Source organism: Micromonospora sp. A200 (assembly GCF_029893845.1).
In the GTDB taxonomy this organism is placed as follows: Bacteria; Actinomycetota; Actinomycetes; order Mycobacteriales; family Micromonosporaceae; genus Micromonospora; species Micromonospora purpureochromogenes.
Genome location: NZ_JARXXY010000073.1, coordinates 1 through 11271, shown reverse-complemented (window position 1 = coordinate 11271; position 11271 = coordinate 1). Strand labels below are relative to the sequence as shown.

Annotated in this window: 7 protein-coding genes; 1 reads left to right on the top strand and 6 read right to left on the bottom strand. The window is 70.8% G+C overall.

The window, feature by feature from the left end:
- The 3 genes from M2302_RS32645 to M2302_RS33245 all read right to left on the bottom strand — a co-directional run.
- Positions 1–263, bottom strand: a 263-nt coding sequence (locus M2302_RS32645) for a helix-turn-helix domain-containing protein (RefSeq protein WP_280841640.1), incomplete at its 3' end; no start/stop codon positions are given.
- 731 nt (positions 264–994) lie between these two features.
- Positions 995–1819: an NAD(P)H-binding protein gene (locus M2302_RS32640; RefSeq protein WP_280841639.1), complete on the bottom strand. Its 825-nt coding sequence runs from the start codon at positions 1817–1819 to the stop codon at positions 995–997.
- Complete coding sequence (locus tag M2302_RS33245) at positions 1816–2712, bottom strand: dihydrofolate reductase family protein (protein ID WP_348529491.1); 897 nt, start codon at positions 2710–2712, stop codon at positions 1816–1818. Before M2302_RS33245 ends, M2302_RS32640 begins: the two co-directional genes overlap by 4 nt.
- Before the next feature lie 410 nt (positions 2713–3122).
- On the opposite strand from M2302_RS33245, the gene M2302_RS32630 reads away from it, so the two are divergent.
- Positions 3123–4010 carry a LysR family transcriptional regulator gene (locus M2302_RS32630; RefSeq protein ID WP_280841638.1) on the top strand — a complete coding sequence of 296 codons (888 nt, stop codon included), beginning with the start codon at positions 3123–3125 and terminating at the stop codon, positions 4008–4010.
- 346 nt (positions 4011–4356) lie between these two features.
- Here the strand turns inward: M2302_RS32630 and M2302_RS32625 are convergent, their stop codons facing one another.
- The 3 genes from M2302_RS32625 to M2302_RS32615 all read right to left on the bottom strand — a co-directional run bounded on the left by M2302_RS32625 (position 4357) and on the right by M2302_RS32615 (position 10949).
- Positions 4357–9813, bottom strand: a complete 5457-nt coding sequence (locus M2302_RS32625) for a carboxyl transferase domain-containing protein (RefSeq protein WP_280841637.1) — start codon at positions 9811–9813, stop codon at positions 4357–4359.
- 469 nt (positions 9814–10282) lie between these two features.
- On the bottom strand, positions 10283–10537 hold the full coding sequence (locus tag M2302_RS32620; protein ID WP_280841636.1) for an FxLYD domain-containing protein: 255 nt from the start codon (positions 10535–10537) through the stop codon (positions 10283–10285).
- Between the two features lie 283 nt (positions 10538–10820).
- On the bottom strand, positions 10821–10949 hold the full coding sequence (locus tag M2302_RS32615; RefSeq protein ID WP_280841642.1) for a transposase: 129 nt from the start codon (positions 10947–10949) through the stop codon (positions 10821–10823).
- Positions 10950–11271 lie beyond the last annotated feature (322 nt).

Sequence of the window (11271 nt, the reverse complement as noted above, 5' to 3'; positions counted from 1 at the left end):
ATCCGGCGGGGACGGCCACCCGCCCACTGAGGGTCCAGGCTGGCCATGCCCATCTCGTTGAACCGGTGGATCACCTGCCGAACGGAATCCTCGTCAGCCTGCACGAGCCGGGCGATGACCGGCACACTGTTCCCGCCAGCTGAGGCGAGCACCACCATCGCCCGCCGCAGCCGCACCACCGAGCCCGTGCCCCGACGCACCAGACGCTGCAGCCGCTGACCCTCTTGATCACTTAATCGACGTACCCGAACCGGCTCTGCCACCCCAACAGCCTGACGGCCCCACGCCGGCCCAGCCCTTCACTCAGGCCGGCGTGTCACCAACACCGCCAACGTTTGTGGTCAGAGCACTAGGTGGCGGAATCCCGTCGGAGGCGGGGCCTAACATGTACGGCGCAACCCAGTGTTGTGATGGGTGCTCCCCGGCTGAGCCGGGAGCCGGGCACGCCCCCACCGCTCGCATACCGGGCGTCCACCCCACCCCTTGGAGGTGATCGACATGTCAGACAGGCGTTAGTCCCGCGCACGGTGCGCGGGCGGCCGGAAGGCGGTCGTCACATGGCCCGTACCGACGTTCACCGACCCGAGCGAGTGCAGCAGCGAGATCCGCAGTTGCGTCGCTGGTTTACCGACATCCACCGACACGGCTCCGGCCCCTGTGACCTTGACGAGTTCCTCGCCTCGCCCGCTTGGAACCGCACTCGCTGCTACCGGCAGCCGTCGGCTCAGGCTCCGAACCTTTGCGGCTGTCAGCTCTGCACCTTCCAGTCGCACCGCATGCTCGCCCGTCGGCAGGAGCGCGTCGCCTGGCGTTCGATCCGTCGGCAGCTACTCGCCGAGCACCGGGGCGGTGAGCGCGACCTCGACGTGCCCCCGATCCGCGGAAAGGCTTGGTAGCAGAGGAGCCTGGCAGTCCGTGCCAGGTTCCGTCCGCTACCGGCGCCTGCGGGCGTGCTCTCCGGCACGCCCGCAGGCGGGTCTGCGCCAGAGCGCGATCAGCGCTGACGCCAGGCGCCCGCATGCTCGTGGGCGTATGCGGCCAAGTCGCGAGGCGTCCTGCCGAGCACACGGTGAACGTCGTCGGACAGGTGGGCGTTGCGGCCGTCGAGCACCGTGGTGAACAGGTAAACCATCAGGTCGATGGTCTCGGCGGGGACACCGTCGGCGGTGAGCGCGGCGGCGTACTGCTCGACCGGCAGCTCGGCGAAGGCAATCTCCCGGCCGGCCGCGACGCCGAGAACGGCTACCGCTTCGGCGAAGGTCAGCAGCCGCGGTCCGGTCAGCTCGTACACCTTCTCGTGGTGCTCGTCGCCGGTAAGGGCGGCGACGGCGACGTCGGCGATGTCGCCGGCATCCACGAACGGTTCGGGCGCGGACCCGGCCGGCACGGCGAAGACGCCCGCGGCGAGGGGCTCGCGGAAGTGGCCTTCGTCGAAGTTCTGATGGAACCAGGCGCAGCGCAGCACCGTCCACTTCAGGCCGCCTTTGGTTGCGGCGGTGACGAACCCACGTTCGCTGGCTTCGGCCTCGGCCTCGCCTCGTCCGGACAGCAGAACCGCCCGACCGACACCCGCGGCCGCGGCCAGCCGGGTGAAGTGTTCGACAGTCTCCGCAGCGCCGGGTGAGGCGAGGTCGGGCTGGTAGGCAATGTAGACGGCGCCGGCGCCGCGCAGCGCGGCTGCGAAGGTCCCGGGGTCGGTCCAGTCGAACGGTGCCGCCGCGGACCGTGATCCGACGCGCACGTCGTGGCCGAGGTCGAACAGCCGCTGGGCGACGCGGCGGCCGGTCTTGCCGGTGCCGCCGGTGACGAGGATGTTCACGAGATCTCCTGTGCGGGGTGGTAGGTGAGGATGACGGTGCCGTCGGCCAAGGGGCGAGCGGAGGCGAGGGTGAAGTGGGCGGGCGAGAACCGGTCGCCGAACAGCGGCACGCCGGCCCCGGCCACGACCGGGTACACCTTGAGGACCAGTTCGTCGATCTCGGCGATGAGCTGCTGCGCGAGCCGCCCGCCGCCGCACAGCCAGATGTCGAGGCCGCGTTCGGCCTTCAGCCGGCGCGCCAGCCTCCGCACGTCTCCGCCGGTGATCTCCACCGCCGGGTCGGGCGAGCTCAACGTCGATGACACGACGTACTGCCTCAGATGCGGGTAGGGGCTGGAAATGCCCTGCGCCAGACCGGCGCCGTAGGTGGCACCGCCCATGACGGCCGCGTCGAAGCGGCGGTTGGGCGCACCGTCGACGCCCCACGCCTGCCGGGCGAAGCCGGGCAGCGTCTCCGGGTACTCGGCCGTGATGAAGTCCCGCAACGACTCGCCTACGTGATAGAAGTCGAGCTCGTCGCCGGGTCCGGCGATGCGGCCGTCGAGCGAGACGCCGACGAGGTACACGAGCTTGCGCATTCGTTCTCCTGGTTGTTGCCGGAATCCGAGGTCGGCCAGAGCGGCGATCAGCTCGTGCTCGTCGGGCGCCGTGGTGGCTTCGACCTCGGTGATCTCGGGATGGGTGTCGTAGAGCCGGCCCAGGGCCGTGGCCGCGAGCCACTCTCGTAGGCCGGGTTCCTCAGCGGCCCGCTGCACGTCGAGGTGCAGGCGGGCGCGGCCGCGACGGCTGCCCGGAATCGTGATGACGGCGCAGGCGATCACGGCGCCGTGCCGGTGGACGATGACGTCGGCGTGGTTGCGGAGGTCTTCGGACTTCGCGCCGCCGCGGGCCATGACGGGGTAGGCCGGTGGGGCGGTTTCAGCGAGTTCGGCGAGCCACGCCCGATGGACGTCGGCGAAACGAAGTAGCAGGTTCACAAGCTTCTCCTCGCTCCGGATCGCTGCGGCGGGTCTCGATTCCCGGGTACCACCGCACTGCGTGGACGAGATGGTTGAGGGGTCACAGGTCCTCCAAGGTCGTGTTTCACGATCACCCGGCATTGCTCAGGCATCAACGAGACTTCGCGCATGGGTCGATAATCGGCGGTTATGGACCCGTTCTCGGGCACGGTGGCGCGCTGCGGGTGATGGGCTGGCGACCCGGCCGGCGCCCGGCCGCGAGCGCTGCGGATACGCTTACCTGTCGCTGACCCGGCCGGCGGCCGGCGGGTTCGGCGCACGTGGTCGGATGGAGGTGGGCCGTCGTGGAGCTGCGCGACATCGAGATCTTCCTGACGCTGGCCGAGGAGTTGCATTTCGGACGAACCGCGCAGCGTCTGCACCTGTCGCAGGCTCGGGTCAGCCAGTCGATCGCAGCCCAGGAGCGACGCATCGGGGCCGCGTTGTTCGAACGCACCAGCCGCAGGGTGTCGCTCACCCCGATCGGCGTACGACTGCGCGACGATCTCGCCGTCAATTACCAGGGCATCCTGACCGGGATCGAGAACGCGGCCATCGCGGCCCGTGGCATGACCGGTGTACTCACCCTCGGCGCGATGGGTGCGCTGGCTCATGACATCGCCGATGTCACGGGCCTGTTCCGTGCTCGGCATCCCGACTGCGAGCTGCGTTTTCGGGAGGTGCACGTCAGCGACCCGTTCACTGCCCTGCGCAACGGCGAGGTCGACGTGGCGTTGCTGTGGACGCCGGTCGACGAGCCCGACCTGACGGTCGGGCCTGTCGTGCGTGCCGAGCCGATCATGTTCATGGTCGCCGACGACCATCCGTTGGCCCGACAGGGCAGCGCCGTCATGGAGGACCTGGCCGATCACCTGGTCGCCGAGCCGTCGGTGCCGGTCCCGCGGTACTGGGAACAGGCGCTGGTGCCGTTCCACACCCCCAGCGGCCGCCCTGTGCGGCGCGGTCCCAAGGTCACCACCTGGCAGGAGGTCCTCACCGTCGTTGCCGCAGGCGCGGCCGTCCAGCCTGTGCAAGCCGAAGCCGCCCGGTACTTCCCCTGGCCGGGGATCACCTACCTGCCGGTGCGCGACGGCCCTGTGTGTCCATGGGCGCTGGTGTGGCGCACGGCTGGGCAAACAGCGCTCGTCAACGCGCTGGCACAGGCCGCACGTGACGTGGCCGCCAGCGTATGAGCGCGACGTGACGTGCTGCCATAAGACCGACGGCGAAAGAACCAGGAAGCGCACCCGCAACCCGTACCTCTTCCGCGGCCTGATCTACTGCGCCGCCTGCAAGCGCAGAATGCAGGGCCAGTACAACCACGGCGACGCCTACTACCGCTGCCGCTTCCCCCAGGAATACGCCCTCGTCAACCAGGTCGAGCACCCCCGCAACGTCTACTACCGTCATCGGCACCACAACAGAGCAACGAGATCGTCCTCCACCTCCGTGCTGCAGGCGGTCAACCGCGGGCGGCGGAGACGTCACCCCGGCGGGAGACCGGGGACTCCCTGGTGGAAGTCCCCGGCCGGGCAGGGATCAAAGCAGGCGCGACTCGATGGCGTCGATGATGCGCGGACGCAGCTCGGCGGCGCGGATGACGGCGTCCACCGAGCCGACCTCGACGGCGCGCTGGATGTTGTGCACGCGGTCGAACTCCGTGGCAACTTCGCCGAGCTTCTCCGCGCGTACCGAGGAGCGCAGCTCGTCGAGTTCCGCGGTCAACGCGGCGCGTGCGGTGCCGGCCGCGGCCGCAGCGCGGGCCTCCAGGTCCCGCACCCGGGGGTCGGCCGCCGTGCGGGCGTTGACGTCGGCGGAGAACACCACTGCGGCGGCGGGGGCGCCGCCGAGGACCGAGGCGTACGAGCCTTCCAGCGCGAGGACCGTCATGTTGGGGTTCAGCGCCTTCGAGAACACCACGAACGCGCCGCCGTGGTACCGCGAGATCACGCAGAAGACGATGGGCCCGCGGAAGTTCACGATCGCCCGGCCGATCTCGGCGCCGTACTCCAGCTGCAGCTTGCGCATCGACTCCGGTGAGCCGTCGAAGCCCGACAGGTTCGCCAGCACCACCAGCGGCCGGTTGCCGCTGGCCGCGTTGATCGCCCGCGCCGCCTTCTTCGACGACCGGGGGAACAGCGTGCCCGCCGTGTAGGTGTCCGGGCCGTCGGTGGGCGGGAAGCCGCGCCGTGGCACGGCTCGTGACTCGATGCCGAGCAGGCACACGGGGATGCCGCCGAGGTGTACGTCCTGCACCACCGCGGTCTCCGCGTCGGCCATGCCCGCCCAGCGCTCCAGCACCGGGTGATCCTGGTCGGAGAGCGCCCGCATCACGGTCCGGATGTCGAACGGCTTCTTGCGTTCCGGGTTGGCCTCCGCGGAGAAGATCTCGCCGACGGTGCCGAAGGCGCTGCCCGGCACGCCGTGCGGGAAGGTGGAGATGTCGCGGTCCACGGGGTCGTTGGTGCTCGCCCGCCGCGGCGCCTTCTCGCCGGGCGCGACGTACGTGTGGTCGTAGTGCGACATCAGCACGTCCCGTGCGGCGGTCAGGTTCGGCGCCCAGTACTGCGCCTGCCCGTTCGGTCCCATCACCCGGTCGTAGCCGCCGATGCCGAAGTTGTCCTCGGCCGACACCCCACCGGAGAAGTCGAGCGACTGCTTGCCGGTGAGCACCATCGCCGAGTCCGGCGTCATCACGAGGACGCCCCGGGTGTGCATGAGCATCGTCGCCTCGGCGTTCCAGTACGGCTGCGCGCCCACGTTGATGCCCGCGACGACGATGTTGATCTCACCGCCAGCCTGGGTGAACTCGACGATCCGCTTGAGCGCCGCGGCCACCCAGTCCATGTTCTCGGTGCCCGAGGTCATGGAGATCCGGGCCCCGGCGGACAGCGCCCACCACTCCAGCGGCAACCGCATCCGCTCCGCCAGGTTCAGCGCGGCGATCACGCGCCGGCACTCCGGCTCCGACAGGGCGCCCAGCGACTTCGTCGGGTCGCCGAGCAGCACGACCCGGGCGACACCCTGCGAATGCCGCGCGGTCGACGTGGTGACCACCCCGGCGACGATGGCGGCGCTGTTGCGCCCCCTCGGCCGGTCCACCGGCACCAGCGCGTGGTGGTCGTCGAGGTCATGCTCGACGAAGTCCCCGAGCAGGCCGGTCAGCTCGTACGGGTACACCGTGTTGCGGCTGCTCGCGCGTAGCACCTTCAGCCGGTACTCGTCGAGCGGCTCGACGGGCTCGACCGGCGGTTCGCCGACGGTCAGCTCGGCGCCGCCCGCGGCGTCGAAGGAGATCCGTACGGCAATCTTGGTCAGCTCGCCGGTCCGGCGGTCGCGCTGCCGGGCGATGAACAGGATCTCCTCCAGCCCGGCGCCCGCGGTCGTCGGGCGCACGCGCCCGGCGATCATCTCCATCTCCTCGCGGGTGAGTTCACTCGGCGGCCAGACGTAGACCACAATCCGGTTGGTGGTGAAGCGCGTCTTCGACGGTCGCCGCGACTGGGCGCGGCGGATCGAGTCGAGGCAGGCGGCGATGGCGTCCTCGGTGGTCGGCAGCGCGACCAGCCGACCGTCCTGCTCGCGCAGCTCGGTCAGGTCCCGCACCTGGGCGAACGCGACGAGGCGCTCGTCGGACGGGTTCTCCCGCGCCACGCACTGGAAGAGGTAGACCTCCTCGTCCGACGACGACAGCCGGGTCAGGTCGAACTTGTGCAACCGCTCCAGCTGCATCCGCTGCGCGATGTACGGGTGCAGGCCGCGGATCAGCCGGTCCTCGGTGATCCCCGTACCCGACGGGCGGAAGGTGAAGTGGTGGTGCATCACCGCGCCGCCGCGACCCGCGACGGTGGTGGTGAGCCGGCGGACCCGCGGCAGCGGGTGCGCGGTGATGACCTCGAGCAGCGCGGCAGCCATCGCGTCGAAGTCCTCCGGCTGGTCCTCCCAGCCGAGGTAGATGTCGGCGTCGACGGCGTCCTCGTCGCTGGCCAGCTCGGCGAGCCCGCGCAGCGCGCTGCCCAGCGCGTCGAAGCTCACCGCGGTGGAGACCACGGTGGAGTCCGCGCGCTCGGCGACCACGAACCGGCAGCCGGCGACCGCGCGGGCACGCACGCTGGTGAGCGCCTTGTTGCCGTAGTACCGCCGGGTCAGCACCTCCAGCATGACCGTGTTGTCGAGGTGGTCGCGCACGAGCCGCTGGCCGAGCAGCCGGACCAGCGGCTCGGTGCTGCGTACCATCTCCGCGATGCGCTCGGCGCGGTCCGGCGCGTCCGGGTGCGCGTCCAGGTGACGAAGGTGGCCCCGGACCTGGGCGTAAACGCGGGCGCGGTTGCGGCGCAGCAGCGGCTGGGCGAACCAGGCGAACACCACGCCGCGGGCGAGGTCGGCGACCACCGGGAAGCGGACCTGCGTCGCGGCCACCAGCCGCTCCAGCGCGAGGCCGGCGGGCTCGCGCAGCGTCTCGTCCGGCGGCGGCTCCCGCAGCCACGCGCGCAGCAGCGTCGCGACGACCGTGGCGTCGGCGGACGCCCGTTGCTGGGCGAGGAAGATCCGGAACACGGCGGCTTCGAGCTCGGGAGAGCGCTCCAGGTCGGTGACCCCGTAGTGCCCGAGCGCCTTGGCGAGCCTGGCCTGGAACGAACCGGGCAGGCCGGCCCGTTCGATGTCGAGGCTCTGCAGGTATGTGTGGAAGTACTCGCGGGCGCTGTAGACATGGCCGTCGCCGTCCTCGCCCGTCGGCCGGTTGCGGCTCAGCTCGGTGAGGTCGGCGAACACGGTGACCAGGTCGAGCTCCTCGGCCAGGGGCCGGTGGCCGTCCTCGGTGGCCGCCCGCCGCGCGGTGAGGTAATCGTCGAGCACTCGACGGTCGTCGTGCGGGTCGACGTCGAAGCCGAGCAGTAGGCCGCGCAGGTCCTCCTGGCCGCGCCTGCTGCGCCGGTACGCCGGCACGTCCTCGGACGCGGCGGGCAGGTCCAGCTCGACGGGAACGGCGGCCGGGCCGCTCGCGGTCTCGGCGGCCCCGTCGGTGAGTGGCTCCAGCCGCAGCAGCGGCGCACCGGCCTCCACCTGGCTGCCCACGGAGACGGCGCACTCCTTCAGCCGCGCCCGGAACGGCGCCCGCAGCACCGTCTCCATCTTCATGGCTTCGAGCACCAGCACCGGCGCGCCCGCCTCGACCTCGTCGCCGGCCTCCAGCGGCGTGGCGACGACCAGCGCGGGCATGGGGGAACGGACGACGCCGCCCTCGTCGCGGCTGACCCGGTGCGTCACGCCGTCCACCTCGACCAGGTGGGTGGGCCCGTGGGTGCCGGTGAGCAGGCGGTACCGGGAGCCGTTGACGATGATGTGGCCGGTGTGCCGGTCGAAGCGGTCGAGCTCGACGTCGGCGGTGCGTACGGCGGAGCCCGCTTCGATGCCGACGCGGAACCGGTGCGCGCCGACCCGCGCCACGCGCATTCGATAGGTGACGCCGCGCAGTTTGAGGTCGAGCGGTCGGCCGCTGCGGTGCTGCACCTGCGGGCGCCCGCCAGACGCCGTCGACAGCAGCCGCTGCCGCTCGACGCGCTCCTCCTCCTCGTACGCCTCGATGGCGGCGGCGGCCAGCGCGACCGCGGAGTGCCGGTGGGCGACGAGCCTGCCCTCGCCTCGGACGCGGTCGATCCAGCCGGTGTCCGCGGTGGCGTCGATCACCTCGGGCTGGTCGAGCAGGTCGAGGACGAAGCTCTTGTTCGTCGCCCCACCCTCGATGATCACCGTGGTGTTCGCCATCGCCCGGCGCAGCTTGCCGAGCGCCTCGTGGCGGTCGCGGCCGTACGCGATGATCTTGGCGATCATCGAGTCGAAGTTGGCCGGGATGGTGTCACCCTCGCTGACGCCGGTGTCCACCCGGATCCCCGGGCCGGTGGGCAGGTCCAGCCGCGCGATACGACCCGGCGACGGCGCGAAGTCGCGGTCGGGGTCCTCGGCGTTCAGCCGGGCCTCGATGGCGTGCCCGCGCTCCGCCGGCGGCTCGCCGTCGAGTCGCCCACCGGAGGCGACGTGTAGCTGCGCCTTGACGAGATCGAACCCGGTGGTCAACTCGGTAATCGGGTGCTCGACCTGCAGGCGGGTGTTGACCTCGAGGAACGCGAACACCCCGTCGCCGGGGTGGTACAGGAACTCGACGGTCGCCGCGCCTCGGTAACCGACCGCCACGGCCAGCCGTTCGGCCGACGCCTTGAGCTCGGCTGCCTGCGCCGGGCTGAGCACCGGCGATGCCGACTCCTCGATGACCTTCTGGTTGCGTCGCTGCACCGAGCAGTCGCGGACACCGAGCGCCCACGCGGTGCCCTGCCCGTCGGCGATCACCTGGACCTCGACGTGCCGGGCCCCGGTGACCAGGCGCTCCAGGAACACGACGCCGCTGCCGAACGCCCGCGCCGCCTCCTGACTGGTGCGCTCGTACGCGTCCGCGAGCTCATCCTCGTTCCTGATCACGCGGATGCCGCGCCCGCCACCGCCCGCAGTCGCCTTCAGCATCAGCGGGTAGCCGATCTCGGCCGCTGCCGCCCGGGCGGCATCCACAGTCTCGACGGCACCGCGGCTCCACGGCGCGACCGGCACACCGACCTCCTCGGCGATCAGCTTGGCGCCGATCTTGTCGCCGAGCTGGCGCATGGCCTCCGCGCTCGGCCCGACGAAGGTGACCCCGATCTTCTCGCACAGCTCCGCGAACGCCGGATCCTCGGCGACGAAGCCCCAGCCGACCCACGCGGCGTCGGCCCCGGTCTCCGTCAGCGCGCGCTCCAGCGCCACCAGATTGAGGTACGGGCGGGCGGACGCCGGACCGAGATCGTAGGCGATGTCCGCCGCACGCACGAAGGTCGCGGTGCGGTCGACGTCGGTGTACAGGGCGACGGTCTCGATCGGGACGCCGGTTTCCGCAGCCAGCTCTCGGACAGCGTGGATGAGCCGCATGGCAGCCTCACCACGGTTGACGATGGCGACACGGTTGAACACCCGATTGACCCCTTTTGGTAGACCCATAGCGTGCACGCCGCGAGAGACAACGGCTCCCGGCAGTGGTTACCCTTCCGCCTGCCGGCCGCGAGCGCCATGGCGCTATCACCGAACCACCCACCCGTCATTTGTAGGAAACCACCAAAAGTTTTTGGTCCCCGCACCGCCGGTTCGGCCCCTCGACCATGACCCGACGGCAATTGCCCCGGCCGCCCGTCGCCGCCGACGCCGGCGGCAGTTGGCGCAAGCAAGCCGGCGACGCCGCCTCGTCCCCGCCTCAGACGGCTCAAGGCCCGGCCGGCGGTCGCATCCAACGAGGGCGTCGCCGGCGGGAAGTGCGCGGTCAGGAGCTGAAGGGGTTCTTCATACTGCGGGCCCGCCCGCGCCGGCCGCCCTCGCGCCGCCGACGAGCGTCAGGTCGTGTCGACACCGCCGGCTCGGCGGGCGGGGCGCTTCGTTGTATTTGACGTCAGGACACCTTGACGATCTTGCAGGTGATGGTGCCAGAACCGGGTGAGGCGTTCAGGAACGTCGACTCCTCGCCGCGCACCGTGTCGCCAGCCGGCACACTCCCGACGTAGGCGGTATCGGTGTCGAGACGCGCGCCGGACACGTCTCGGTACTCGACCTCCAAGGTGACGCGGCGCGCCTTGCTGCCGTTGTTTTTCACCGTGTAGCCGATGGTCGCCGTCGAGCCCGTGCCGCTGCACGGGGTGACCTGCACGTCGAGCTGCTTCGGCAACCACGAATCAGCCGGAAATCGCAGGAGAGGCACCACTCGCCACGGCAACCCGCACCTCGCCACCGTGCTGGTCGAAGCCGCCTGTGCCACCTCCCGCACCAGCACCCGACGCGGCGCCCGCTACCGCCGCCTGCACCGACGCTTCGGCAAAACCAGCAGCAAGAAGGCCGCCGTCGCCATCGCCCACACCATCCTCGTCATCGACCCAGGCAGGATCGTCGCTGCCGCCAAGCCCCAAGCGGCCTCAAGGGTCTGCCCGACGCCATCACGACGGCGTGGCCAGAGCCTTGCTGACCTTCGCCCCGTAGACGTCGTCGAAGTGCGCCGCGATCTCCCTGGTCGTCAACCCGCGGGCGGTCAACGACAGCACGAGGTGGTCAGCGGCCGGGACCATCCAGACGCAGGATCCCTGAGGAGTGTGTGGTTACTCGGATCATCAGCACCCCTCGCCCGCCGACCGCCGTCGGGGAATGCCGGACACCGCCACTCGACTGAGTGTCGGCTGAGGACCCGCGTCGCGGCGACATGCAGTCCCGCGCAGGCCAGCAGCCAGGGTCCCGGCCACATCACGTGGTTCGGCTACGGAGACTGAGCTGCTACCCAGCCCTGCGAACATCCGCCTCTGGCACCCCTCTGTGTCAAGTGATGATCAAGAGGGATGTTCTAGGCTGGGGTGTGGCGGGTCCGGGAAGTGACTTTTCCGAAGTGTCGATCTC